This is a genomic window from Desulfitobacterium hafniense DCB-2 (genome assembly GCF_000021925.1).
Taxonomy (GTDB): domain Bacteria; phylum Bacillota; class Desulfitobacteriia; order Desulfitobacteriales; family Desulfitobacteriaceae; genus Desulfitobacterium; species Desulfitobacterium hafniense.
On the sequence record NC_011830.1, the window covers coordinates 3,551,263 to 3,575,146 of the forward strand.

Here is a 23,884-nt window from a genome sequence, read left to right on the forward strand (position 1 = left end):
ATGTGCACATTGATAAAGGTGCGGAAAATTTTCCGCACCTTTGGTTGGCCTGACTATCCCTGCCTATTTTTATCTTCAGGCTCAGCTGCATCCACAATCTCACCGGTGAGCTGCTTGACCAGTTTGTCCAAGTCGATGCCCGACACGCTGTTGAGCATTTCCGGGGCGGTGGCCATCAGGGTGGTGACATAGTTGCTTAACTTAGCCGCCCCCTGCCCCGTTCCGGTATCGACAACCGTCAGTTTATCAATGGCTTTCAAGGGCTCGGCGATCTTGCCGGCTAACTCGGGCAGCATCTTGACGATAATGTCCAGAACGGCAGCCTGACCGTATTTTTCAAAGGCTTCCGCCAGTTTCTCCTTAGCCTCGGCTTCAGCTAATCCCTTCAGGCGGACCACTTCTGCTTCAGCCGTTCCTTTCGCCCTTTCAGCCTCGGCTATAGCCAGACCATCCAGGCGTTTCTGCTCGGCATTGGCCTTGGCTTCCGCTTCGATCTTATATTTTAGGGCATCAGCTTCCCGCATTCTTTTGGCTTTATCCGCTTCCGCAGCCTGTTCCACTGCATACCTGTCAGCATCGGCCTTTTTCTTCACTTCAGCATCATATTGCTTCTCGCGGCGCAATATTTCTTTTTCCTGAATCTCGATTTCTTTTTCTTTCTGGACCAAAGTAACCTTCATCTGCTCTTCTGTGACCTGTTGTTGGGAACGGGCTTCCTGAATATGATAGGCTTGGTCAGCCTCAGCCATAGCCGTATCCTGTTCTTTCTTGAAAGAAGCGACTTTGAGTTCCTTTTCTTTCGTTGCTTCAGCGATGCTGGTATCTCTCAACAGCTCCGCTTTCTGACCTTCTTCGGCGGCTTTCGCTTTCTGAATCCGGGCATCACGCACTGCTTCCGCTTCCGCAACTTCGGCATCCCTCTTGACGATAGCGATCCTCGGTTTACCTAAGGCTTCCAGGTAACCGTTTTTGTCGCGGATATCTTTGATGGTAAAGGAGACGATCTGCAGACCCATTTTCCGTAAATCCTTGGCTGCCGACCCCTGAACCTCCTGAGCGAACTTATCCCGGTTACGGTAGACTTCTTCAACAGTCATCATCCCCAAAATCGCCCGCAGGTGTCCTTCCAAAACTTCCTGGGCTTCCTGACTTAAAGCCTGAGCAGGCTTGCTGAGAAATTGCTCAGCCGCTGTAGCCACATCTTCCACCGAACCGCCGATTTTGATGATAGCCACCCCATCCGCCATCACCGGAACCCCCTGCTCCGTGTACACCTCCGGAGTGGTAACGTCAAGCTTATGGGAAAGCAGAGAGATAAATTTCGCTTGCTGGAAAACCGGCAGAATAAAGGCCCCGCCGCCGCGGACGATTTTAATCTTGCGGCCCGATTCGTCGGTATAAACATTTTTCGTGCCCAGATAAGAACCGGTGACGATCATGGCCTGATCCGGACCTACCGTCTTATACCTGGCCCAAAAGGCCAACCCGAGCACAATAATAACCGCCAGCACAATCATCGGTATGGCTAAAAAATCCAACATTATATTTCCTCCTTGTAAGATAGATATTGGGTTAAGTTAAAAAACCTACCCGAACGTTCTTTGAAAACCTAATCCTTATTGTTCAGATGAATGAGCTGACACTCTACGTAACCAATATCGCTAAACCTCTGGTATAATCATTTCTTGGTCAGAGAGATAGATGTGCGTACCTCCTGGATCCCTCTTTGAGGCTTATCCGTGAAAAAGCGTGTCACTCCACAAGAATGATTCGATGTTTAGCTGGTTGGGTCACGGATTTCGTGTTACCCGTTTCAAATGCAAGGGTGTTGGCATTCTTTTTTAGTGGATGCTCTGACTCATCTGTTGGAAAGGTTGTGTTAATTTGTCCCAGTTTCTTCATGACTTTGTTGTTGGAATCGATGTTTCTTCTGAATTCTCTGTCGTTGCTATGCTCGCTCCCTCTGGGGAACTCATCCGCAAACCTTTTCGGATTGATCATAATCCCGCTGGCTTTCATAAACTGCTCGATATCCTAAAAAAGGAAGAAGAGCGGTTACAACGAAAGCCCATCTACTTCGTAGAATCTACGGGTATCTTTCATTTACCACTCTTCTTCTTCTTGAGGTCGAATAACCTTAAGGGTTTTGTGCTGAACCCCTTGAGTGTTCATTCTACCAAAAATTTCGACTTAAGAAAAGTGAAAAATGATAGTAAGGATGCCGAAGCGATTGCTAGACTGGCTAAATACCAAGATGTGAAGGTTTCTCTGGTTCCTGAGCCCCAAATTCTGGCTCTACGCATGATGACTCGGGAGTATTATGCTCTGTCGGATACCCTCACCGAGATGAAGAACAGACTATCCACGGACCTCTATCTTCTGTTCCCGGGATTCCTTGATGTGTTCTCTGGGGCCTTTGGCAAAACAGCTTTAGCCATTCTGAAAGATTTCCCTTCACCACGGGCCATTCTAGCCGCTGATACCGATTCACTGACTTCTCTTATCTCGAAAACCAGTCGTAAGGGGACCGCTTGGGCAACAAAGAAGGTGAACCAACTCAAAGACTGTGCCCAGCTTGCTTCCTCCATGCCTCATGAGTTCTCTTGGCTGGATGCTAAGATCAAAGTCCATATCGACGGGATCGAAAGCATGCAGGCCAGTTTAGACGGGGTTGTAACGCAAATACAAGCGATGATTGACTCTGAGCTCTTTCCTGCCGATGCTAAGCGTCATATTGAGCTTCTTGATGGTATACCTGGTATTGGCTTTCTGACAGCAGCTACGCTGATTGCAGAAATCGGAGACTTTAGGCTTTTCAACTCGGCTAAGGCCTTGACAGCTTTCTTTGGGCTGGATCCATCCGTCAATCAGTCTGGAAAATTCCAGGGTGACCGAAATAAAATCTCGAAACGCGGCACACGGATCGGGAGAAGAATTCTGTTTACCATCGCTATGGCCTCCATTCGTACAACACGTAAGGGGGATGAGATCAATCCGGTTCTGCGAGAATTCTACGCGGCAAAATGCGTGAACAAGAAGAAAAAGGTAGCTCTCGTAGCCGTAATGCATAAACTTCTCCACTACATCTTTGCTGTTCTTCGTGACCAGAAACCCTTTGAAATCAGGCAACCTGAGGATCATCAATCCTGGAGAAATACTAAGCTCAGACAAGCACCTGCTGCTTAAACATCTCTTTGTTGCATGATTGTAAGTTTGCCCGTGTCAAGGGTGATGCGAGGGATACCGAGGCCCTCAGGCCGAGGATATGCTCGCCATCATCCCATTGACACGGAACAACACCTAGAAGCTTGAAGACGGCAAAGTCTCTAATGCCCCAAAGTATTACTCCATATTAAAGAGAGTTTGCCTGGCAAGCGCCGAGCGTTTCGTTCCCCCCATAGTAAATACCTCGATTTGGTCATTGTTCGGATTTTTCAATGACTTGGTTTCTTATACCCATTTTTCTTGGACCTTGGAACTAAACTTTTTTTACATTACACCTTGACTTTAATTAGCTGGTCTTATCATAAGGGAATACATAAAGTACTCCGTCTTTCGTTTCCCCAACCACAACTCTCGTTCCGGCAGGTATGTCCGCCTGCTCAAGAGTGGCCGCGATCTGGTTGGTATTGCCGGCCCCAACCCTAAGAATCACTTCTCCATAACCTCCCACCGGGATAGGAACACTTACTTCACCGATTTTTCCCACAAGATCCTTCATGGAAAAACCTGTGGAATTCTCACTGTTTTTCATGGGCTTCACATAGGCAAAATAGACCAAAATCGAGAGGGCAATAGCAATCATCAAGGAAAGAAGAGCCACGGGAACAGGCTCCATAGCCGTATAGCGGCTCAACATCACCCCGGACCCGCCGAAGATCGTAACTCCTCCCACCAAAACCATGGGATGGAGAAAATCAACATGATCGAAAGAGAGGGCATCAAATACACCGTCAAAGATATCTCCTAATACATCACCAAAGATAATGCTCACCAGCGCGAACAGCACTCCGCCGCTTAAGCACATCCAATATACTTCCAGCACTACTATCCCCTCCCCGCGCTGTTCAACCTACGGCCCTTACTCGTTTTTAGTCATAAGGCGTTCTTTTAATGCTGCCAATTCTTTCTCTATTTCGGCATCCTTGCCCAGGGACTCCAATTCCTGATCAAGATCTTTTTCTCTTAAATCCCCCGCAACCTTGGCCTCGGCTTCCATACGCAGGACTTTGTCTTCCATTCTGTCAAAATTGCGCCGGGTGCTGTCCTTGCCCAATCCGCTCACAGCCCCATGGATTTCTTGCTGGGCTTTAGCCGCCTGGGCTCTGGCTACTAGGGTATCCCGCTTAATCCGCAGCTTTTCGTATTCGTTTTTCATCTCTTTTAATTCAGAGCGAAGCTGTTCCGCCATGGCACTGCTGCTTTCGTGTTGCCGGCGGAATTCCTCGCTTTTAGCTTTATTGATTTTTTTGTCCTCAAGGGCTCGGCGGGCCAGGTCTTCACGGTTATTTCCCAAAGCCTCCATAGCCTGAGCTTCCCGTTTTTCAACCAGAGCCACCGCATCATCCAGCTGAGCTTTGAATTTCCAGGCCACTGCCAATTGCTTGGCTACAGCCACTTCCGCCTCGGCAATATCCTCTTCCATATCCCGCAGATATTGATCCAACATTTTTTCCGGGTCTTCTGCCTTATCCAGCAAACTGTTAAGATTGGCCCTGATGTTGTCACTCACCCTTTTGAATAAACTCATAACTCTCACTCCCTTTAGATTATTCCTAGTCGACGCCGCCCTATGGGGGCTCTCATCAACTGACTAAGAAACCATCTGCACAATCGAGCCTTGACCGCGACCACTAAGCAGCACTATTCAAGTAGCACTACTACTATATTTCGTCATCATTAGGATATATTCCTTTCCAATATAAGAATCTTGTGGAAATCTAGTAAATATTATGTTTCCCCACTTTCACATCCCCATTCTTTGTCCCTTTAGAACAAATTAAGATTCCCAGTCTTCAAAGCATGCTTTTCGGCAAGGATCACCAAACGGCTGCTGAAAAGAAAAAGTACCGCCAGCACTGCCAGCAAGACCCCCAAAGAGGGAAGAATCTGAGTAAAGCCATATCCTTCGATGACCAGGTCTCTCAGAATCGCCAAGACATAGGTAAGGGGAAATACCAAGGCGATCAGCTTTCCCCAGCAAGGCAGGGCGGCAACGGGAATACGCACTCCGGAAAAAATCAGCATGGGTTCATCCAGGATAGTGTAGAGAAAACCCGAGTCCCTGGAAAATAAGAAAATCACATTTAAAAATCCACCCCAAATCACAGCTGAAACTGCCAGAACCAGCAACCCTAAAGGAACGCTCCACCAACCGGCTATCTGAACGCCGCCCACCAACACCGCCGCCAAAAAAGCGAAGGTGGAAAAAAGCCATACTCCTGCCAAAAGATCAGCGGCAGCCCGCCCATAAATTACTCCCAAGCGGGATACAGGGGAAAGAAAGATCAGTTCTATGGTCCCGGCATACCGTTCAAAGGACATCTGCCAGGCGGATTGGACCAGGGACCAGAAGAAAATATATCCTAAATACCCGGTTAAAAGAAACAAGCCTATATTCTCAGCGCTCAAAAAACGGTTCAGAGGACTGTACTCCCCCAAATCAAAGGGCTTAAATGAATAGTAGGCTGAGACATAAGTAATAGCCGGCCAGACAAGTAAAGAGAAATAAATAAGTGAGCTATGAAAATTGAGACGATGGCTTTTTTTCATCTCGGCCCCCAAAACCTGAATGAGTTCTTTCATGCTTTTTTCCTCCCTTTTTCCTCTCTTCCGGCCAGCTTTAGGATAGCATCCTCAAGCTTTGGTTTTTCCACCTCCAAACGATGAGGAATGACACCATGCTCAAATAAAAATTTCAGCACCTGTGCCGTAATCTCTCCCTTAGACTGTATACGCAGCTCCACCCCATCACTTTGCTCCAGGATGGTTAATGAAGCTTCAAGGGGCACCAGCATTTGTCTCAGGTGTTCCTGGGTTGCAGGCAGAAGCCCGGAAACCCAAAGAGAAAGAATTTCACCTGCAGCCACTTTCTGGATAATCCTCTCCGGGCTATCATGGAGCACCAATTCACCCTGATCAATGATATAGACCCGTTCACACAGGGCCTCAACTTCCGTGAGATAATGACTGGTTAAAAGGATCCCTTTTCCCTCCTTAACAGCCAGATTGCGTATATGCTCCCGCAAATGTTTCGCGATAGGGGCATCCAACCCTAAAGTCGGCTCATCAAGAAAAAGATAACTGGGGTTATTGATCAGGCCCCGGGCAATTTGCAGCCTTTGTTTCATCCCTTTTGAATACTGCTCCACCGGAGTATCGGCGGCAGCTTCCAGTTCCACCGCTTGCAGCAAACGATGGATGCGCTCCGTCAGCGCTTTCCCGCTTAATCCATATAAACTGCCAAAATAGGCTAGATTCTCCCGTGCCGTCAATCGCCAGTAGAGCATCCGCTCGCCCCCGGCAATCATATTAATGCGTTTCTTCACCTTCATAGGTTCCTTTACGGCATCTGTTCCATCAACCATAATGCTTCCGGCTGTAGGCACCAATAGGGTGGAGAGCATTTTGATCGTGGTGGTTTTACCGGCTCCGTTTATTCCCAGCAGCCCAACGATTTCCCCCGGTCTTATTGCCAAATCCAAGGTATTGACGGCCACTACTTCTTTTTTCCGGCTTCGCCAAGGCCCCTTTTTTTCCTTGGTGACAAAAACTTTGCGCAAATTTATAGCTGTTAACATGTTCCAGCCTCCCTATATCAATTAATCAAAGATCTTTTCCACAACCCTTTTTTCTGTGACCTGAACAGCCCATATCCCAATCCCAAAATAAATTAAACTGAGGACGATCAATGAAGTGAGCTCATTTCTGCTGGCCCACAGCCCACTTCCCTCTATGACACTGCTCCGGAAAGCCTGCAGCCCATAATTCAGCGGCATCATCATGCTCAGTGGCTGCAGCCAGCCAGGCAAGTACTGAACGGGAAACGTCACCCCCGACACCAGCGCCATCACGATGAAAAGTGTGTTTTGAGTTATGTAAGTATCGCGAAAGTAGAGCATGATTGACCCCAAGACTAAAGCTTGGGCAAAAAAAGAGCCTATCGTGATCGATAGGACGATAAAGGCGGTCAGCCCATTGATATGGGTCAGATTAAGCCCAAGAAACCAGCCGATCAGGATGATAACACTGAACTCTATTCCGACACGCATCAATCCCTGCAGCCCTGTTCCCAGGAAATAACCTTTGCGGGAAGATGGGGTTAACAGCAGTGCTTCCAGGCTTCCTTCCCTGAGCTCCGTGATCAGAGCACGGCTGACGATCATGAGCATGGATACAGCTAAAGAATACACTGTTCCTCCCAGCACTACGTAGGAGATATAATCCCCGGTTCCGGCAAAATCCGCAAACCGGGTTTCCATCTGGCCTAAAAAGACGTAGTTATAGGTTAGATAAGCAAACAAAACCGTGTAGACGGCACTTAAGATATTGCCTATAAAAAAGGACCACGGATAAGCCCGGCGCATGGTGAGATAATTGCGCCGGAAAGTGGCTCTGAAGGTTTGCCACATCTCTATTTCCCCTTCCGCTCATTCAATTGATCAAGGATCGGTTGGTCAAGAAGAGGTTGGTCAAAAAACTGATTCAAATCTACAGGGATCAGCTGAATCCTGTTCCTGTCCCCGTAATAAAACACATAGTTTCCTTTACGTTGACTATAAACCAACCCCGCCCGGCTTAAAACTTTCAAATGCTTGGACACCGTTGCTTCGGAAAGATTGTACATCTCTGCTAACTGCTGGGTACAGTAGGGATGATAAAACACCTGCCTGAGAATCTTCATCCGGCTCTCATCCGACATGGCGTTCATAATACCCAGCAAATCCCTGGGGACAGCGTCATAGCGTTCCGCACCGGGAACGGTTACCGCGTATCCCACAGTAACTGCAGCTTCATTGGTCCCCATTAAAAGATGAGGGGCTATAAAAGTGGACGGCCGAACCATAATTCCGGAGATATCCTGATAGGAAAAGCGCCAGGTCTGAGCTTTATAGAAAAGAATTTCCTGTTCCCGCAGGACAAAACGCGGATGAATGGATTCCATGGCCTCCAAAGGCTCTTTACGAAGCCTTTCCTGGAAGGTATGTACGGAGGAAATCAGCCAGGGCTCGATCCGGCGCAGCTCTTTAGAAAAATACTCCTGATAATAGGTGAAGAGCACCTCTGCAAACTGTCGGCGCCAAGTGGCAGGCTTGAGTAAAAGGGGCCGTTGCTTCCGCCATTGCTCCTTATCTACCTCGTTCCCCTGTAACCACTGATCAACGTGGTCCAGCGGCATGACCTGTCCCAACAAGCAGTAGACAAACTGTCTCTCCTCAACTGCCAAAAGCCTTTCGATTCCTTCTTCTACCGAGGACTCCTGAAAATTACCCAGATCATGGAGATCATAAAGATTCAGCCAATCGTTGGAAATCTTCCCCAATTCGACTAGTTGCCTTTTCAGAGCAGGGGAAAGTAAGGCCTCTGTTTCCCGTGCCCAGTTCAGTCTCCCCAGATGGTGTTCCGGATCCTGTAAAACATGAAGGCTGGCCACCATCTCTAAAAACGGTGAGTATTCGATCAGCACATGTTTTTGCAGCCAATTGCCGAGCAGTGCGCTCCCCCCATTTGATTAGCCATTCGGCTAATCCTTGATTGGATTTAGGTAAATTGTCTAAATTATAGAGATATGTCTATCGGATGTCAAGATCTTTTAGGAGACAAGAGTAACCCCGGCTGGACAGGGTGCATAGAGTATAGTGACAGGGCCTTTCAAGGCCGGTCAAAAACCAGCACAAGGGGGAAAAGAATCATGACCGTCATTTCTACGCCGTTGGTCACTGAAATGATCCTCCGGTATCAGACCGGAATGGTCAACGGCTCTCCGGTTATCCGGCAAAAGAGCATTTCCTGGCTTAAGACGGACACAGCTGACGAAGATATTTATGAAGTAGCGGTTGCGCTGTTCGAGCTGCTGGACTATCCCTTGATCTCCGTAACCCGGAATAACCGCTTTGAGCTCATTGAAGAGTAAGTCTAATAAAAACCCATCATAAGGAGGGATTACTATGGCAGAGAGCACGCAGCAGAAGATCCTGCGTCTGACTTTCGCCACTACCCAGGGGAGCACCTTTACTCTTACCTTACCGTCTCCCAGGGAGGATTTAACCGCTGTCGAAGCAGAGGCCGCCACGAACCTTATCCTGGCTAAAAATATGTTCATGACAGCCGGAGGGGAACTGATCGGCCTGAAGGACATCAAGGTCGTCGATACGACCACTGCGGATTTATATGATCCGCCTCAGTATTAATTCTGCAGATGAGAGATATCCTGCGGGCGGGGGAGATCCCGCCGGCTGAAACCATTTACTCCTTAGCGGCCATTCAGGCCGCTCTTCTGACCGGGTCCGGCCCTGCCGCCGGAATCTTATGGAGCTTTTCTACTGGAAAAGCTGAATAATAAGTAAAGGGGCAGATTGTATGGATCTGGAACTAAACAGCCGCACACCTCAAATCATTGCGGCTGAAATCAACAGTATCAAAGAGCAAACCGGAAAGATCCTCCTGCACAGTGCCATTGAGATTGGCCGCCGCCTGACGGAGGCCAAGGCCATGGTCAATCACGGTGAATGGCAGAAATGGCTGGAAAGTTCGGTGAGTTACTCCCAAAGCACGGCCAATAAACTGATGCGCGTCTTCGCGGAGTACGGGTCCAAACTGGCCGCCGACCACCAGGCCGGCGCAAATTCGGAAGCGATGACGAGTTTAAGCTACACCCAAGCGGTTATCCTTCTGGGGGTTCCGGAGACTGAACGTGAGTCATTCATCGTCGAGAATGATGTGTCCGCTATGTCCACCCGGGAACTCCAGCAAGCTGTTAAAGAAAGAGATGAGGCTCTCGGCAAAAATGCGGAGCTCCAGGAAACCGTGGATTCCAACACCGGCACCATTACTCAATTAACCGCCGAGCGGGACGAGCTGAGAAAGCAGGCCTCAGGGCTGAAGGCGGCGGGCAGAACGAATGAGGCCACCATCAGAACCCTGCAGGAGCAACTGGAGACCGCCAAAAAAGGGGACGCCTCGGCCGGCAAAATCGCCGCCCTGGAAAAAGAGCTCCAGACCGCCCGGGCTAAAGTATCAGCCAACAAAATTATTTTTCATTTCGATAGCCTGACCAAATCCTTCAACGAGTTGCTGAAGGAGCTGACGAAATTAGCCCCGGCAGACCCGGAAACCCACCAAAAATACAAAGGCGAGATCGGTGAGTTTATCGGAAAAATGGGAAACATGCTGTCGTCATAAAGAGCCGAAGCTAACCTTAGCGGCCATCTCAACCGGGGCTGCCGTCCCGGTCTTTCTTATTTTCAGACTCCAATTCTTCAAGCCGCAAGAGAAATTTTTTCCATTCCTCATCCACATCGGGAACTGGAATGAGGGATAATTCCTTTTCAATCTCCCTTTTGATCGCCTCATCCAATTGCCGCTCGTTCATACTCTTCCATTTCATTCCCTTACCTCCTTTCTTAGCTGCCCTACTGTGCTTAACAGCCGGCCGAATTTACTCCCCTACTATTTAGAGGGTTTATCCGGCGATAAGGTTACAGAATCAACTATTTAATTTTTTTATGGCACGGTAAGTTTGGGGTTGATACAGCCAGATTGCTTGTTGCAAATTATCAGGTTAGTTGTCTAATATTTACGAAACTAATCATTGGGGAGAATGAGGAATGAAAAAAATATCGTCTATAGGCTTGATACTGGTACTCACCCTGACCCTGAGCACTGCCTGCAGCACAGCGGCTAAGTCAAACACAGTAAATTCCCCGGAGACGCTGCCGGAATCCCTTCCCGGATTATCCCGTTCCCTGGAAGATCTGCCTCAGGATCGGCCGGTACTGGAATCTATCATTTACCAACGGGGCTGGGATAAGCTCTGGTTATGCGTGGGGATAAACAATGATGCTTCCGATAAATTACGAACTCTTGGCAGTTATGGACTGATATCCGATATTGAGCAGATACTGTGGATGGTATCCCGCAGTGAATTCACCGATACTGAAAGTGAGAAAAAAAGTGCCGCAGAGCTTCCCGTCATTAAAGAAAGCGAGCTAAACCTTCCCCATGATGAAACGATGCTTTTTTATGATCATACCGGCAGTAAGCATAGTTGGATCAGGCTGAATTACAAGCCTTATATCCCCGGTCAGGGAATGAATACCTGGACCCATAAGGATCTCATTATCTATATTGATCCTGATTGTGAGAGTAACGCTTTCTTAGGAGTTCAGGACCCTCAAAATGATAACCTCTGGGAGATTCATGCCCTTCCTGGCTGCGGACCCTGGCTGGCCAAAGAAATTGATATGCTTGCTTATATGACAAACGCACTGTAAAAATTTGAGCCTAAAATCTTACCTATCTGCAAGCAATACCTTGCTTTCTCATAAGTTAAGACAACCAAGGTCCCTTTTTGCAACAAGAAAAAGCTGGCTCCCCCTTAATCTAAGGATAAACCAGCCAAGATCACATAAGATACTTTTTCATGCTACCCCCAGTACTCAAAATGACCATCACTATATTTAAGACTATAGCCTTTTAGCGGAATCAGCATAATTCTTGTAATCTTAGCCAAATCCTTATCCAAATCAGCAGGATCTCTGTTCAAATGTGTATCCAAACCCAATTTGTTATAGGTGATAAATTTTACAATATAGTCCCCGTTTTCTTTCTGAGTGACGGGCCCCATTTTATAGATCAATTCCTGCTCAGGGTTTATCTGGCTTTGGATATAGGCTTCCGCTTTCTCTACAATCTCCTGATCCTTTAGGTCATATTCATACAGCGGGAGTTCTATTCCCCAGTTTTTAGCTGAATTCACAAAAAAGCTGTCGTAGACACCGCATAGGGATACTGCTTGATACAGTTTGTCCTGTGCATCCTGATGTTTTTCTCTTGCTGCTTTTCTTTCGTCTAGTATCTCTTCTACTCTTTGATCCACTTCAGCAGTAGCTTTCCTCAGTTGGGAAGCCAGTTCATTTTTTTCGCTAATCTGGATTGCCAAGGCGGTTCCCAGACCTATAGTGAGCAGCACAAGGAGGATGACGATAGCTTTCTGTGAAATTTTCATTCCGAATCACCCTTGTTCCATTTTAAATTTCTGACATTGAGGTACGGAGTCAGCTTGCTTATGTAGCTTGCCTTTTTCTATGCCACTTTGAAATCTAAAAGCTAACCATTAATATGTTTTTGTGGCCGAATACTCAGATTGGGTTTCCAAGAGCCTACCGGAAGCATCGTATACTTTGACAGTAACACAGACCCGATAAGTTCCCCTGGTAACATAGTAATCATTTATTGTTTCAACTCCAGGAACGCCCGGCCCAGATACACTCCAGTCTTTAATCCTAATCCAACTGTTTCCGGAAAGTTTCTGTAATTCAACATTTAAAGTTATTGTATGAGAACTGCTGTAAGTCGAAGCCGCCCCAAAAGAGGTTGATCTTCCTGATGAGTCAATCGATAGACCTGGAACTATAGCGTAGATATATGTGTATAAAGGGGCTATAATACTTTGTTCCTTCAGGTTTTCACCTCTCATCGCATATGCCGGTATGACGGAGAATACGGTCATAAAAACAATGAGAAACATACAAACAACTTTTTTCATAAATAAAACCCTCCTGAGTTTTTCTCGTAAAAAGAGACAACCAAGGAAGGTTTTTGCAACAGATTTTTATTTTCTTTTTATACTACGCTACTCTACATATTTTACACTTCGGGCTATCTTTATCACTATATCTTCATCGATCTGAGAATAAATCCAAAACATACAACCATCCATTTCCCAAACGATCGTAACTACAGAATTTTTAACGATGACTCTTCCCTGATGCCCATTGATGTCGATGGCTTCAAATTTATCAGCATTCTCTGTATCCAGTGCGAGTTCACTTCCTTCTCTTAATTCCGAGTAGGAGATAGTGGAATCCTGCTGGTCGCTGAACACAATTGTTTTTACAAAAGTTCCGTTGGAAACTTTGCTGACTTCATATCCTTCCGGTATATATGTCGGCACATAGGCCTTAGTCCAATTAACAACCGGTCCTTCCCTATTGGCACGATTATCCTCATCCCTTATTTGAAAAGAGGTATGATCCTGTTGAATATCTATAAATAAGTTCAATACCTTAACTCTTAACGCCTGCACACTCGCTACTGTAGTAAATAACAACGCAATGACAATCAGCATGGCTATAGCCGCTCTATTGGAAATGCCTATAATACGCTTCCTTCTGAGGGCGGCATTCCCTTTTTTGAAGTAGGTATCCAGTCGTCGGTTAAATTTCTCAAGTGCTTCCTGGGATGGCAAAAACTCCGGTTCACTTTTTAAGCGTTCAATTTCTTCTAAATAACCCTTTCCCTCTTTTTCAGCAGCTTCATCCATAATCAACCTGAATAAGCTGTCTTCATAATCCTCATAGAGCTTTTTGCGGGTTTGTTCCGAGCTCTTATTTGCCATCCTGATTCACCTCCTTGTCGATTAGCTTTTTGGCCTTGCGGCGGCTTCTGGTCAAATACTGCCGTACACTGGCGGAAGCTATGCCTAAGATTTGCCCAAGCTGCTCATTATCCATTTCCAGGATATATTTAAAATACAACAAATCTTTTTCTTTTTCAGGAAGCTTGGCTATGGCCTTACCCAGCTCTTCAATTCGTTCCTCGCGAATAATGCTCTCCTCAACTGCTTCATAGTCAGGAATCTTCTCAGCTAAATCTTCCCCTGCCCCATAAAACAAATATTTATTTTCCACATCTCTGTGTTTTATAAAGTTAATCGCCACGCTTCTAGCAGTATAGACAACATAGGCGGCAGTTTTGCAACACTCTAAAGTTCGAATTAAAGAAATCTTTTCCATAAGTTTAATAAAGGTATCATTGATCAGATCTTCCAGGCTTTCCTGATCACGGGTGATATCCATAATCTTCTTACGGACGAGACCGTAATAATCCTGATATAAACTTAATATAAAAGCTCTATCGCCATCATCCTTTATACCGGTTAACAACATCAGCACCGCACATTCACTCCTCCTCTCATAACAATAATAACACATATTCCTTTAAATAGGTGTTTATGGTAACTACAGAGGGGTTAGGAGGGAAGCATCTGAACATGATTTTGTTTTGTAACTAAGGAACAGCCGATCTAAAAAATTCAGCCTGGCATTTCTGCCCAGGCTTGTCTTTGGATTCAGAATCAAAATAACTTGTTGCAAAAACTCATGTCGGTTGTTTATATTATATAGAAATTAAAATTTGGGAGGATGAGAAAATGAAAAAAGCTGTCTATCTCTTCTTATTAGTATTGATTACCGCGAGTCTGCTGTCAGGCTGCAACAAGAAAAGCACACCCAGCGCCAATGACGTTCCGGCCCCGGCAAGTGTCCCAGGGCTGGAGCAGGCGTTAAAGTTGCCGGATGAAGAACTGCTGGACAGCTACTGCAGCGGTATAGACCTTTGTCTTGGGGACGATTTGCTTTTCGCCTACGCAAAAGATATTCCTTCTGAAACACTTTTTACTTTTTTCTGTTATATGACCAGCAATCAATATGTATATGAGCGAAACTACCAAGACAAGAAATGGTATTCCAAAACAGATGATAAATATCATGTCCCGATAGCTGATATCGAGGAGGTGTTAAACCGCTATTTTGACGGACATAACTTCGACCCAGCTCAAATCGACGGTTACCAGCCGCAAGCACAAGAGATTGTGGTCGGCGGCCTGAGTGGATTCGGCGGAGGCCGCTTTCCGAAATTAGTTGCGAAAGAACAGCAGAACAATGATACGTTGAAGCTGATAGTTGATTATTATGACGATCAATATAAAAATGTTTTCTATACCAAAGCCTATACCATTCGTTTTACTGCGGAAGGTTATCAGTATTTGTCCATCAAAAAAGTGGTTTAAGAAGTTGCTCAATACCTGGAATATATTTCAATGGAACGTGCTGTGAAACACGTCATTTCATGCGGCGCAACCAAAGCAGCTACCCAGTATAGCGACGAGTGGACGGTCCTGTTTGACCCTGTGGGACATCCGTTTTGTTTTGTCGTTGAGTGATAGTTTCCGCATTATTTTCCGGTTCTTAACACAGGCATATCGCTGTTATGCAAAATTCCCCTGGACAGGGCAAAGCAAAGGAGGCCGGCAAGGAGCTCCCATCCGGCGAGAACTCCCATTCCGATCAACACCCCAATCCCTTCGATCGTAGTGCCAAGGGCAATCGCGGCCGCCAAACCCGGTGCCATGATGATCATGACGGCGAACATGTAAAGCATGATCATCATCCCGGCGCTGATGTCCGCACCCGTCCAGCGCATGGATAAATAATTGATGCCCAGCAGCAGGAAAGAAAACAAAGTATAAACCGCAATGGTCAGAACGATCAACACAATAGTTTCACCCATGATCAAACCGCTGACAGAGAACAAAACCACACTTTCCACCAGAACCTTAAAAGCAATCTCCAAATTGCTCCAGACGATTTTCCGAAAAGAACTCTCGGGAATCAGGTAGATATAATGGGTATAAAGTTCCTTCAACCCTCTCCCTGTCCCAATCATGAAAATTTGCATCCACATCAGAATCTGCAGGATAATCAATAGACCGCCGGCATCGGAAGGCAGAAACGAAGAAAGAATCGCCACGCTCACAATCGTAATCACGGATGGTAATCCCCAAAGACCAAACCGGTTGGCGCGGAAGGATTCACGCAGGTGTTTATAAAAAATAGTGTTCGAACCAAGTCCGCTGATGCCCGTTCCGGCCACCTTTATTTTCTTAGTCGAAGCAGCTTCCGGGTTAATCTGCCCCTCGGACAGGCTGCGTTTTTTCTCAAAGGTGGTTTCCGTGGCCACCAGTACATCCTCATAATAATCGGGGTTGCTCAAGGCGATATAGAGAATCAGGAGCGCACCGGTCAGCACCGTTATGCCCAGAAACAGCAGGCCCTTTGCCAGGTCGCCGGCAATCAGCGCAACAACACCCTCCGAGGTCCAGCCTGCTACCGGTGTCCAGGAGAATACCGGTGAGCGCATGGTGTTTTCCAGCGCAGTCATCGGGTTACCGGCCCCGGCAAGCTGGATGCCCAACTTTGCTATAAGCGGAAGAAAGATCGCTACAGCGATGATTTTCACCGCCATTTTCCGCCTGGGCCTGCTGTTGGTCAGGGTGTAAATCAACAGGGATATAACCTGAAGCAGGCTGTTGGCCAGCATAAACCCAAGCAGGACAATGAGCACTGCGTCAAATCCAACCCCAAAGCCGAGCTTCAGCGAATTGCTTTGGAAGAGAATAAAAAATCCGGCGAGAAAGGACGTTTTTGCCATTTTGACAATTCCGTACATCAAAATCAGGCGGGGATTGACCGGAGAAATGAACAGCAAATTAACATCATTCATGTCAAAGATCGCATCACCGTTGGAAAGTCCTTTTTGAACCGCAATCCCGACAAAAAGCAGAATGAGCAGAAAAAGAATACCCTTGAGCCAGATGATATCCTGGAAACTGTCCCCTTCCTGGGTGGTAAACAGCGAAAGAACAATGAGCCCCACAATCATGGCTAGGAATACAATCCACATGATCAGCTTTGCCGGCTTGCGCAGTAACTCAAAAAAACTGTTTTTGGCGCTTTTCACCAACAGGAAAACCAGGCTGCTCATTGTGCACCCCCTTGAAGCTGTCCTTCCGTGATCGCAAAATAGACATCCTCCAGGCTTTGGCCTGCTATATCCCCACGGCGGACCACCCGCTCTATTTTGCCCTTGACCATAATATAGGTCACGTCCCAATTGTCTTCCATGCTTTCAATCATATGGGTGCTCACAATCAGGGCGCAGCCGCTGTCCCGCAGACGGGCAATCAGGTTTTTCAGCTCACGAATGCCATGGGGATCAAGCCCGACCAGCGGTTCATCAAAAATAACGGTCTTGGGTTCCGGCAAAAGCGCGCAGCAGACACTGACCTTTTGCTGCATTCCTTTGGAAAGCTCTTTGCCTAACTTCAGCTGCTTATCATCCAGTTCAAAGCGGCGGAGCAGTTCCTGGGCTCTTTCCTCCCAGCTTTCCAGCCGGTACGCCTTGGCGATGAACTCCAGGTGTTCGCCCACCGTCAGCATCGGGTAGAGTACGGGGAATTCCGGCACATACCCCAAGAGCCGCTTCGCTTCCACCGTATGATTTTCATGCCCTCCGATAGTGATGGAACCCTCATACCGCAACAGCCCGCATACGGATTTTATTAATGTGGATTTTCCCGCGCCGTTGGGGCCCAGAAGAACGGCCAGCTCCCCGGCCGACACCGAAAGATTGATATTATCGTTAGCCTTTAACTTGCCATAGGTTTTGGTCATATTATGTACGTCGATCATTGCAATCTTCCTTCCCTGTTCAGATAACTAGAGCAAAAAGTCCTTCCCTGCCTTTCATGATTCCAATATGGCAATACGATTATACACACCTATAACCCCGTGGACTGTATTAATGGCAAAACAGTTACTATAACCAATAAGTGACTTTAAATAGCCTTATCTAAATTGTCTTTTACCTTGGATTTTCGTATAATAATACTAAGAGGTGAGGGCTTTGAAAGCAATAAACAGAAAACCTGTAAAAAACAATGCAAGAGTCCATATCAAGTGTTGGGGCATCAATGGCTATGGAAGGTTTACAGCCAAGTTCCCATGCCAGGACTGTTGGCAAACAATATCTCGAAAATAAAATTACCGCTAAAGAAGCTGTCGCGAAAGTAAAAGCGAAACATGCTTCTAACTTTCGTACAAAATGAGCAGTAAATTTTCTACCTATGACCCTACTGATAATCGGCAATCGGCCTATTGCTATAGAGGGACAGATGTATTAATAAACAAAGAAAATATCCGTGACGGAAAAGCACTGGCTGAGTACGAAGCGGATATTACATTAATCCGGCAGTATGAGCTTGAAAGTGAACAGACTGTGAAAGGGAAATTTGGGATTACCCACCTGAAGAATATTTATAAATATATTTTTCAGGATATTTATACTGATTATGATTTACAAAAAGAGCACCAATCCAAGTGCTCTTTTGTAAATTCAACCATGTGCTCCTCTATCCCTTCTCTTATCATAAGACAATTCATGGTATCTTTCACTCATTAAGGGTATACTAAAACCGAATTTGATGGTGAAAAAAGGTGATATAATGACTAACTTAAACAAAGTACCCAATCGATTGCTGCAGGAGAAATCACCCTATCTCCTTCAGCATGCCCATAACCCCGTGGACTGGTATCCTTGGGGAGAAGAAGCCTTTGCCAAAGCAAAAGCAGAAGATAAACCCATCTTTCTATCCATAGGCTACTCCACCTGTCATTGGTGTCACGTCATGGAACGGGAATCCTTTGAAGACGAAGAGGTCGCCCAGCTCATCAACCGTTACTTTGTACCCATTAAAGTGGATCGGGAAGAACGTCCCGATGTAGACCATATCTATATGGAATTCTGCCAGGCCCTCACCGGCTCAGGGGGGTGGCCTTTGACTTTGTTTCTGACTCCAGATGAGCGGAAGCCTTTCTATGCCGGGACCTATTTCCCCAAAGAAAGCCGCTACGGAAGACCGGGAATTCTCGATCTTTTGTCCCAGCTGGGAGAGCTTTGGGCAAAAGATCAGCCCAAGATTCGCGGCTCGGCTGACTCTATCTATAAGGCCGTTACTTCTCGTGAAGAGCCCTCTGTAAGTTCACTGACCCCTGCTCTGCAGGATGATTTTATTCCTTGGGCTAAGGAGATTCTGGACACAGCTTTCCAAACCCTGCAGAAGTCCTTTGATCGTCAATACGGAGGGTTTGGGCGGGCGCCAAAATTCCCCACTCCCCATCATTTAACCTTTCTCCTGCGTTACGCCCATGACCATAGTGATGGGCTGGAAGCCCAGCAAGCAGCTCTTATGGTCCGAACCACCTTGGAGCGCATGGGGCAAGGGGGTATCTTTGACCATGTGGGCTTTGGCTTTGCCCGTTACAGCACGGACCGTCATTGGCTTGTTCCTCATTTCGAAAAAATGCTCTATGACAATGCCTTATTAGCCATCGCCTATCTTGAAAACTATCAGGCTCAGCATGATCCTCATGACGAACAAAAGGCCCGGGAGATCTTCTCCTACGTCCTCCGGGATATGACCGCTCCGGAAGGAGGCTTTTACTCTGCAGAAGATGCGGACTCCGAAGGAGTGGAAGGAAAATTCTATGTCTGGACTCCTCAGGAAATTCACGAAATTCTTGGCAGTGAAGAAGGCCGGCTCTACTGCCAAGCTTACGGAGTCAGCCCGGAAGGCAATTTCGAAGGGAAAAGCATCCCCAATCTTCTGGATACAGATTGGGAAGCTCTGGGCTCAGAGAGGCAGCATTCCCTCGAAGTCCTCAAAAGACGCCTTGAAAAATCCCGGGAAAAGCTTTTTGCTGTCCGCAAGGAAAGGATTCCTCCCCACAAGGATGACAAGCTCCTCACCTCCTGGAATGGATTAATGATCGCTGCCTTAGCCAAAGGCGCTCAAGTCCTTGGCGAGCCCGCCTATGCTGAAGCGGTAGAGCAGGCTGTTTATTTTATCCGGAAAAATCTCTATGCCAACCAGCGCCTGTTAGCCCGCTACCGTGATGGGGATTCCGCCCATTTAGGCTATTTGGATGATTATGCCTTTTTAATCTGGGGCCTTATTGAACTCTATCAAGCTTCCGGAAAAAAAGAGCATCTGGAATTCGCTCTCCAGCTGCAAAGAGAACAGGATGAACTTTTCTGGGATGGGGCAAAGTCCGGATACTTCTTAACAGGCCGGGATGCTGAGGAACTGCTGATCCGCCCTAAAGAAATCTATGATGGGGCCACTCCCTCCGGCAATTCTATCTCTGCCCTGAACCTGATCCGCCTGGCCCGGCTTACCGGCGACGGGGAACTGGAAAAGAGAGCCTATGAACAGATAAATGCCTTTAAAGCCACCCTTTCCACTTATCCTTCAGGGTACAGCGCTTTTCTGCAAGCCATCCAGTTTGCTCTCCAGGAAAGCAGGGAGATTATCCTGGCCGGCCCTCTGCAGCATCCTGAGCTAAAGAACATGAAGACCGCAATCTTTAAAAAGTTCCATCCCTATACCACTCTTCTTTATGAGGAGGGTACCCTTTCTGAGCTTATTCCTTGGTTAAAAGACTATCCCCTGGATTCTGAAAAGATGACCGCCTACCTGTGTCAGAATTACGCTTGCCATAAACCCGTTCATAAAGCTGAAGAGCTGTCTGCCTTACTGACCTAATCCACGCAAAAAGAAGCAAAGCCGGGCATACTATACCCAATCCGGTTTTGCTTCTTTATTTCATCTTTAATCTTAATACTTTATTTGTTCTCTATGCCGACAATCATCAAGGAAGGATGTTCCGCCAGGTTATAATCAATGGGGGCAATGAGGCGAATCTCTCCTTCATGGGTCATTCGGACATAAGGCCGGGTCGGAAAAGTGAAATTTTGCTTTACCACATTACCGCGAAGTCCGTTGGTAAGACGGACCCCTGTACCTGTAGGATAGGGCGTAATGCATTTGGAAAAGGTGTTCTGCACTACTTTAGGTTCAAAAAGGGTATCCGAATTGGCGATAACATATTCGTAGGCCTCATACGGCTGCAGAGCATTCCGATAAACCCTTTTGCTGGTTAATGCCTCATAAACATCCGCAACAGCAGCTAACCGGCCATATTCATGAATCTGGTTCCCTTTTAATCCCCTCGGATAACCGCTGCCATCCCAACGCTCTTGGTGCTGAAGAGCGATGTGAGCAGACAGTAAGTTAATGTCATGGTTTTTCCGGAGGATTTCAAATCCATATTCAGCATGTTTCTTAATCTCCGCGAATTCTTCAGGAGTAAGGGGTCCTCTCTTATTAAGTATCTCCGAAGGGATCTTTATCTTGCCGACATCGTGCATGAGCACACCCATGCCAAGCTCCAGCAGTTTTCCGTTATGCCAGCCCATAGATATTCCCATAATTAAGGCGATAATGGTGGTATTCACGGAATGATGAAAAGTATAATCATCGTATCCCTGAATCTCCATAACGTTTCCCAGCATGTCCTTGCTGTAAAGAAGATCAGCGATGATGTTTTGCACTGCCTTTTTAACCTCACCCAGATTAACGGTGTGAGGTTGTGCTTCATTGAGATTTTTGCTCAGATTTTCCAGAGACGCGTAAGCTGCTTCACGTGTTTTTATGGATACCGCAGAATAAATCTCCACATCCTGAAATGTATCATCCTCAATAAACATGGTATCAAACCCCAAACGAGATAATTTATCTATATAATTACGAGTGAGCTTTACTCCTGCCTGCAATAGGACCTTTCCGTTGGGACTAACCAGCGGACGAGCAAGCACTTCTCCTTCGCCCACATAAGCAATATTTACTAAACGCATATAACACTCCTGCTCTCAATTTACAAATATGTACTTTTATCTCATTTAAACAAAACGTATATACAATTTCGCCAAAATTATTCTTTATCCTCTTCTGTTTTTTCTGCTCCAAATATTTTCCCTTTGGTCCTATAAGGCTTTAAACGGGCCTATTTCCCTTAAAACCATTATACTTATGCTTTTGTGAAAAATGAACAACCAATTATTAAGATTAACAAAAAAATTTATATTTATAATAATTAAAATTACATCCTTTACCGAAATAACTCTTCTAGGCGCTCTGTCATTGCAAGGTGTAAATGAAAAAGCCCTTGATTTTTCAAGGGCTTCAAAATTTCATTATGGTGCGGACGAGAGGACTTGAACCTCCATGAGCGTACACTCACTAGTACCTGAAACTAGCGCGTCTGCCAGTTCCGCCACGTCCGCGAGACAATATTCATTATATGAAAACTGAGCCGACTTGTCAATAGAATATTTTAATTTACTTTAAAAGCTTGTACACGACTCTGCCGCCCTGTGCATACATTAAAGAGAGGGCAAATAGGGAGTGAGCATTATGATGAATGATGAACTGTATGTAAAACTAAAACAATTACTGGATTTTGTCGAGCGCGAAGCCGAAAAACCACTCGAAGACTACAACTACGAGGTTAGGATATGGAGCAAAGGGTACCAAAAAGCGATGATTACCATCAAAGATTATATTTGGAATATCTTTAATTCCAGTAATTGAAGCATGGGATGTAGACCGTTCGGAAAGATACAAAAAAGCCCTATCTGCTGATAGGGCTACATATTAATAATCATTATTTCGCTGTAAGGTGGTATTCGTTGAGAAGCTCGTCCAGCCTTTGGCTTAAACTAATCACTTCCGGGTCGGTAAGAGGCTTTCTCTTACCTAATTGATTAAGCTCTTTTCTCATATCCTCAATGAGCCTAAGCAATTGATGGTTCCACATAGATTTGACTCCCTTTCCATATGATAACAGATAACAGCCCAACAAAAATATTTTACAAAATCTGGCCCAATTAGTCTATAGGATATTTCGTCGAATAAAGTAAAATTTTCGCCTTTTCTTTTATCTCTTCATAGATCTGCTTAAGGGGTTCTCCGGTCAATCGGGCCAGCCGGCGGCAGTCCTCGTACTCCGGGCTGACCGTGCAGGCTCTCCCTTCCATAAAAGCCACCTTGACTTTCGCTGAACCGTAGTTTGTTTCAACAGTGAATAGCTCATAAGGAAGCATATATTTTTTGATCGGATAAACCCGTAATCCTATGGTGGTCGTCTCCTGGAAAAGAATCTTGCGCATTTCCTCCAGCTTATGATAGGGAGTCTGCACCGTCAGCAGTACGGCAGGGCGGTTTTTTTTCATCTGGATAGTCTGGATATAGACATCCATTGCTCCTGCTTGGAAGAGTTTTTCAAAGAGATAATCGTAACACTCCGGGTTCATATCGTCGATATTTACTTCCAGGGTTAATGCCTCTCCTTCTCGAATCCCCTCCTGCCCTTTATCCTCATCGGCCAGCTCTCCGACGGTCAGCCTTAATAGATTCGGGATGGTTAAATCTTTCACTCCTGCACCATAGCCGACTCTCTCTACTCTAATTTTAGGGAATGGACCAAACTCCCGGCAATAGGCGGTTACTATGGCAGCTCCGGTGGGAGTAGCCAGCTCTCCTTCCACATCCTGAGCATAAATCGGAACCCCGGTCAATAATTCCAAGGTAGCCGGAGCAGGTACGGGCAGCAGCCCATGAGCCGCCTTAACAAAACCTTTTCCCACATGAATTGGCGAAGCAAACACTTTTTCAATTCCCAAACGCCAAAAACCTATGACTGCCCCGACAATATCCACAATGGCATCGACTGCGCCGACTTCATGAAAATGAATCTGTTCGATATCGGTGCCATGAATCTTCGCTTCAGCTTTCCCTAAACGGGTAAATATCTCTAAACTCTTCTCTTTAACCTGGGGAGGCAAAGCACTTCTGCCGATGATTGCCTGAATATCCGACAGATGGCGATGGACATGACCTTCCAAAGCGTGAACATGGATCTGGGTACCCCTGATTCCCTGTTTAAGGACTTTCTGTTCATACAATTCATATTCATCCAGATCCAAGCCAGCCAAATCCCTCTGCAAAAGATTAAAATCCAATCCTGCATCGACCAGGGCGCCCAAAAGCATATCCCCGCTGATACCGGAAAAACAATCCAGATAAGCTGCTTTCATATTTTCATTCTCCTTAAACAAATACTCTTGCAAATTAATTTGTGCTGAA

General features: G+C 46.2%; 26 protein-coding genes and 1 tRNA gene. 9 read left to right on the forward strand and 18 right to left on the reverse strand.

Annotated features, from left to right (window positions below):
* Nucleotides 1-53: 53 nt before the first annotated feature.
* A complete protein-coding gene (locus DHAF_RS16540) occupies nucleotides 54-1,541 on the reverse strand; it encodes a flotillin family protein (RefSeq protein WP_011460095.1) in 1,488 nt (495 codons plus the stop codon).
* A gap of 343 nt (nucleotides 1,542-1,884) precedes the next feature.
* Between DHAF_RS16540 and DHAF_RS16545 the strand changes: the two genes are divergently transcribed.
* The gene (locus DHAF_RS16545; RefSeq protein ID WP_015942795.1) at nucleotides 1,885-3,186 is read left to right on the forward strand and encodes an IS110-like element ISDha10 family transposase; all 1,302 of its coding nucleotides are present in this window, start codon (nucleotides 1,885-1,887) and stop codon (nucleotides 3,184-3,186) included.
* Nucleotides 3,187-3,511: 325 nt separating this feature from the next.
* On the opposite strand, the gene DHAF_RS16550 is transcribed toward DHAF_RS16545, so the two are convergent.
* The 6 genes from DHAF_RS16550 to DHAF_RS16575 all read right to left on the reverse strand — a co-directional run bounded on the left by DHAF_RS16550 (nucleotide 3,512) and on the right by DHAF_RS16575 (nucleotide 8,686).
* The gene (locus tag DHAF_RS16550) at nucleotides 3,512-4,045 is read right to left on the reverse strand and encodes an NfeD family membrane protein (protein WP_015944528.1); all 534 of its coding nucleotides are present in this window, start codon (nucleotides 4,043-4,045) and stop codon (nucleotides 3,512-3,514) included.
* A 36-nt stretch (nucleotides 4,046-4,081) separates the two neighbouring features.
* Nucleotides 4,082-4,750, reverse strand: coding sequence for a PspA/IM30 family protein (locus DHAF_RS16555; protein WP_005811261.1), 669 nt, complete (start codon nucleotides 4,748-4,750; stop codon nucleotides 4,082-4,084).
* Between the two features lie 239 nt (nucleotides 4,751-4,989).
* The gene (locus DHAF_RS16560; protein ID WP_015944529.1) at nucleotides 4,990-5,805 is read right to left on the reverse strand and encodes an ABC transporter permease; all 816 of its coding nucleotides are present in this window, start codon (nucleotides 5,803-5,805) and stop codon (nucleotides 4,990-4,992) included.
* Nucleotides 5,802-6,800, reverse strand: a complete 999-nt coding sequence (locus DHAF_RS16565; protein ID WP_015944530.1) for an ABC transporter ATP-binding protein — start codon at nucleotides 6,798-6,800, stop codon at nucleotides 5,802-5,804. The genes DHAF_RS16560 and DHAF_RS16565 overlap by 4 nt, the downstream gene beginning before the upstream one ends.
* A gap of 21 nt (nucleotides 6,801-6,821) precedes the next feature.
* Nucleotides 6,822-7,631 carry an ABC transporter permease gene (locus DHAF_RS16570; protein ID WP_015944531.1) on the reverse strand — a complete coding sequence of 270 codons (810 nt, stop codon included), beginning with the start codon at nucleotides 7,629-7,631 and terminating at the stop codon, nucleotides 6,822-6,824.
* A gap of 2 nt (nucleotides 7,632-7,633) precedes the next feature.
* Nucleotides 7,634-8,686: an ArsR/SmtB family transcription factor gene (locus tag DHAF_RS16575; RefSeq protein ID WP_015944532.1), complete on the reverse strand. Its 1,053-nt coding sequence runs from the start codon at nucleotides 8,684-8,686 to the stop codon at nucleotides 7,634-7,636.
* A 225-nt stretch (nucleotides 8,687-8,911) separates the two neighbouring features.
* Here DHAF_RS16575 and DHAF_RS16580 point away from each other — a divergent pair, with 225 nt between their 5' ends.
* The 3 genes from DHAF_RS16580 (at nucleotide 8,912) to DHAF_RS16590 (ending at nucleotide 10,401) form a co-directional block, all read left to right on the forward strand.
* On the forward strand, nucleotides 8,912-9,133 hold the full coding sequence (locus DHAF_RS16580; RefSeq protein ID WP_015944533.1) for a DUF1659 domain-containing protein: 222 nt from the start codon (nucleotides 8,912-8,914) through the stop codon (nucleotides 9,131-9,133).
* Nucleotides 9,134-9,167: 34 nt separating this feature from the next.
* A complete protein-coding gene (locus DHAF_RS16585; protein ID WP_015944534.1) occupies nucleotides 9,168-9,410 on the forward strand; it encodes a DUF2922 domain-containing protein in 243 nt (80 codons plus the stop codon).
* 169 nt (nucleotides 9,411-9,579) lie between these two features.
* Nucleotides 9,580-10,401: a DUF3102 domain-containing protein gene (locus tag DHAF_RS16590; RefSeq protein ID WP_015944535.1), complete on the forward strand. Its 822-nt coding sequence runs from the start codon at nucleotides 9,580-9,582 to the stop codon at nucleotides 10,399-10,401.
* A gap of 28 nt (nucleotides 10,402-10,429) precedes the next feature.
* Here DHAF_RS16590 and DHAF_RS26140 read toward each other — a convergent pair whose 3' ends face one another.
* Nucleotides 10,430-10,606, reverse strand: a complete 177-nt coding sequence (locus DHAF_RS26140) for a hypothetical protein (RefSeq protein WP_015944536.1) — start codon at nucleotides 10,604-10,606, stop codon at nucleotides 10,430-10,432.
* A 220-nt stretch (nucleotides 10,607-10,826) separates the two neighbouring features.
* On the opposite strand from DHAF_RS26140, the gene DHAF_RS16595 reads away from it, so the two are divergent.
* Nucleotides 10,827-11,492, forward strand: coding sequence for a hypothetical protein (locus tag DHAF_RS16595; RefSeq protein WP_015944537.1), 666 nt, complete (start codon nucleotides 10,827-10,829; stop codon nucleotides 11,490-11,492).
* A gap of 152 nt (nucleotides 11,493-11,644) precedes the next feature.
* On the opposite strand, the gene DHAF_RS16600 is transcribed toward DHAF_RS16595, so the two are convergent.
* From DHAF_RS16600 to DHAF_RS16615, 4 genes are all read right to left on the reverse strand, one after another.
* Entirely contained in the window at nucleotides 11,645-12,226 is a 582-nt protein-coding gene (locus DHAF_RS16600; protein ID WP_015944538.1) for an alanine--tRNA ligase, read from the reverse strand.
* Between the two features lie 108 nt (nucleotides 12,227-12,334).
* On the reverse strand, nucleotides 12,335-12,766 hold the full coding sequence (locus DHAF_RS16605) for a hypothetical protein (RefSeq protein ID WP_015944539.1): 432 nt from the start codon (nucleotides 12,764-12,766) through the stop codon (nucleotides 12,335-12,337).
* Nucleotides 12,767-12,853: 87 nt separating this feature from the next.
* A complete protein-coding gene (locus tag DHAF_RS16610) occupies nucleotides 12,854-13,618 on the reverse strand; it encodes a DUF4367 domain-containing protein (protein ID WP_015944540.1) in 765 nt (254 codons plus the stop codon).
* A complete protein-coding gene (locus DHAF_RS16615) occupies nucleotides 13,608-14,174 on the reverse strand; it encodes an RNA polymerase sigma factor (RefSeq protein ID WP_015944541.1) in 567 nt (188 codons plus the stop codon). Before DHAF_RS16615 ends, DHAF_RS16610 begins: the two co-directional genes overlap by 11 nt.
* 257 nt (nucleotides 14,175-14,431) lie before the next feature.
* On the opposite strand from DHAF_RS16615, the gene DHAF_RS16620 reads away from it, so the two are divergent.
* Nucleotides 14,432-15,070 (forward strand): hypothetical protein, encoded by a 639-nt coding sequence (locus DHAF_RS16620; RefSeq protein ID WP_015944542.1) that lies wholly within the window; start codon nucleotides 14,432-14,434, stop codon nucleotides 15,068-15,070.
* Between the two features lie 30 nt (nucleotides 15,071-15,100).
* Nucleotides 15,101-15,223, forward strand: coding sequence for a VOC family protein (locus DHAF_RS25290; protein ID WP_338009686.1), 123 nt, complete (start codon nucleotides 15,101-15,103; stop codon nucleotides 15,221-15,223).
* An 11-nt stretch (nucleotides 15,224-15,234) separates the two neighbouring features.
* Here DHAF_RS25290 and DHAF_RS16625 read toward each other — a convergent pair whose 3' ends face one another.
* Both DHAF_RS16625 and DHAF_RS16630 read right to left on the reverse strand, forming a co-directional pair.
* Nucleotides 15,235-16,824: a putative ABC exporter domain-containing protein gene (locus tag DHAF_RS16625; RefSeq protein WP_015944543.1), complete on the reverse strand. Its 1,590-nt coding sequence runs from the start codon at nucleotides 16,822-16,824 to the stop codon at nucleotides 15,235-15,237.
* Complete coding sequence (locus tag DHAF_RS16630) at nucleotides 16,821-17,531, reverse strand: ABC transporter ATP-binding protein (RefSeq protein ID WP_015944544.1); 711 nt, start codon at nucleotides 17,529-17,531, stop codon at nucleotides 16,821-16,823. The genes DHAF_RS16625 and DHAF_RS16630 overlap by 4 nt, the downstream gene beginning before the upstream one ends.
* Nucleotides 17,532-18,343: 812 nt before the next feature.
* On the opposite strand from DHAF_RS16630, the gene DHAF_RS16640 reads away from it, so the two are divergent.
* On the forward strand, nucleotides 18,344-20,443 hold the full coding sequence (locus tag DHAF_RS16640; protein WP_015944546.1) for a thioredoxin domain-containing protein: 2,100 nt from the start codon (nucleotides 18,344-18,346) through the stop codon (nucleotides 20,441-20,443).
* Between the two features lie 80 nt (nucleotides 20,444-20,523).
* Here DHAF_RS16640 and DHAF_RS16645 read toward each other — a convergent pair whose 3' ends face one another.
* On the reverse strand, nucleotides 20,524-21,594 hold the full coding sequence (locus DHAF_RS16645; protein ID WP_015944547.1) for an HD-GYP domain-containing protein: 1,071 nt from the start codon (nucleotides 21,592-21,594) through the stop codon (nucleotides 20,524-20,526).
* Between the two features lie 342 nt (nucleotides 21,595-21,936).
* Nucleotides 21,937-22,023 (reverse strand) — tRNA-Leu (locus DHAF_RS16650).
* A 130-nt stretch (nucleotides 22,024-22,153) separates the two neighbouring features.
* Between DHAF_RS16650 and DHAF_RS26145 the strand changes: the two genes are divergently transcribed.
* Nucleotides 22,154-22,330, forward strand: a complete 177-nt coding sequence (locus DHAF_RS26145; protein ID WP_015944548.1) for a hypothetical protein — start codon at nucleotides 22,154-22,156, stop codon at nucleotides 22,328-22,330.
* 73 nt (nucleotides 22,331-22,403) lie between these two features.
* Here DHAF_RS26145 and DHAF_RS16655 read toward each other — a convergent pair whose 3' ends face one another.
* On the reverse strand, nucleotides 22,404-22,556 hold the full coding sequence (locus DHAF_RS16655) for an aspartyl-phosphate phosphatase Spo0E family protein (RefSeq protein WP_005811219.1): 153 nt from the start codon (nucleotides 22,554-22,556) through the stop codon (nucleotides 22,404-22,406).
* A gap of 70 nt (nucleotides 22,557-22,626) precedes the next feature.
* On the reverse strand, nucleotides 22,627-23,835 hold the full coding sequence (larC, locus tag DHAF_RS16660) for a nickel pincer cofactor biosynthesis protein LarC (protein WP_015944549.1): 1,209 nt from the start codon (nucleotides 23,833-23,835) through the stop codon (nucleotides 22,627-22,629).
* Nucleotides 23,836-23,884: the final 49 nt, after the last annotated feature.

Excerpts from the sequence above, each read along its gene's own strand:
- DHAF_RS16570 (WP_015944531.1), bottom strand. The coding sequence starts at position 7,631 with ATGTGGCAAACCTTCAGAGCCACTTTCCGGCGCAATTATCTCACCATG.
- DHAF_RS16625 (WP_015944543.1), bottom strand. The coding sequence starts at position 16,824 with ATGAGCAGCCTGGTTTTCCTGTTGGTGAAAAGCGCCAAAAACAGTTTT.
- DHAF_RS26140 (WP_015944536.1), bottom strand. The coding sequence starts at position 10,606 with ATGAAATGGAAGAGTATGAACGAGCGGCAATTGGATGAGGCGATCAAA.
- DHAF_RS16610 (WP_015944540.1), bottom strand. The coding sequence starts at position 13,618 with ATGGCAAATAAGAGCTCGGAACAAACCCGCAAAAAGCTCTATGAGGAT.
- DHAF_RS16560 (WP_015944529.1), bottom strand. The coding sequence starts at position 5,805 with ATGAAAGAACTCATTCAGGTTTTGGGGGCCGAGATGAAAAAAAGCCAT.
- DHAF_RS16620 (WP_015944542.1), top strand. The coding sequence starts at position 14,432 with ATGAAAAAAGCTGTCTATCTCTTCTTATTAGTATTGATTACCGCGAGT.
- DHAF_RS16640 (WP_015944546.1), top strand. The coding sequence starts at position 18,344 with ATGACTAACTTAAACAAAGTACCCAATCGATTGCTGCAGGAGAAATCA.
- DHAF_RS16555 (WP_005811261.1), bottom strand. The coding sequence starts at position 4,750 with ATGAGTTTATTCAAAAGGGTGAGTGACAACATCAGGGCCAATCTTAAC.
- DHAF_RS16590 (WP_015944535.1), top strand. The coding sequence starts at position 9,580 with ATGGATCTGGAACTAAACAGCCGCACACCTCAAATCATTGCGGCTGAA.
- DHAF_RS16630 (WP_015944544.1), bottom strand. The coding sequence starts at position 17,531 with ATGATCGACGTACATAATATGACCAAAACCTATGGCAAGTTAAAGGCT.
- DHAF_RS16580 (WP_015944533.1), top strand. The coding sequence starts at position 8,912 with ATGACCGTCATTTCTACGCCGTTGGTCACTGAAATGATCCTCCGGTAT.
- DHAF_RS26145 (WP_015944548.1), top strand. The coding sequence starts at position 22,154 with ATGATGAATGATGAACTGTATGTAAAACTAAAACAATTACTGGATTTT.
- DHAF_RS16540 (WP_011460095.1), bottom strand. The coding sequence starts at position 1,541 with ATGTTGGATTTTTTAGCCATACCGATGATTGTGCTGGCGGTTATTATT.
- larC (WP_015944549.1), bottom strand. The coding sequence starts at position 23,835 with ATGAAAGCAGCTTATCTGGATTGTTTTTCCGGTATCAGCGGGGATATG.
- DHAF_RS16605 (WP_015944539.1), bottom strand. The coding sequence starts at position 12,766 with ATGAAAAAAGTTGTTTGTATGTTTCTCATTGTTTTTATGACCGTATTC.
- DHAF_RS16585 (WP_015944534.1), top strand. The coding sequence starts at position 9,168 with ATGGCAGAGAGCACGCAGCAGAAGATCCTGCGTCTGACTTTCGCCACT.
- DHAF_RS16565 (WP_015944530.1), bottom strand. The coding sequence starts at position 6,800 with ATGTTAACAGCTATAAATTTGCGCAAAGTTTTTGTCACCAAGGAAAAA.
- DHAF_RS16595 (WP_015944537.1), top strand. The coding sequence starts at position 10,827 with ATGAAAAAAATATCGTCTATAGGCTTGATACTGGTACTCACCCTGACC.
- DHAF_RS16655 (WP_005811219.1), bottom strand. The coding sequence starts at position 22,556 with ATGTGGAACCATCAATTGCTTAGGCTCATTGAGGATATGAGAAAAGAG.
- DHAF_RS16600 (WP_015944538.1), bottom strand. The coding sequence starts at position 12,226 with ATGAAAATTTCACAGAAAGCTATCGTCATCCTCCTTGTGCTGCTCACT.
- DHAF_RS25290 (WP_338009686.1), top strand. The coding sequence starts at position 15,101 with ATGGAACGTGCTGTGAAACACGTCATTTCATGCGGCGCAACCAAAGCA.
- DHAF_RS16645 (WP_015944547.1), bottom strand. The coding sequence starts at position 21,594 with ATGCGTTTAGTAAATATTGCTTATGTGGGCGAAGGAGAAGTGCTTGCT.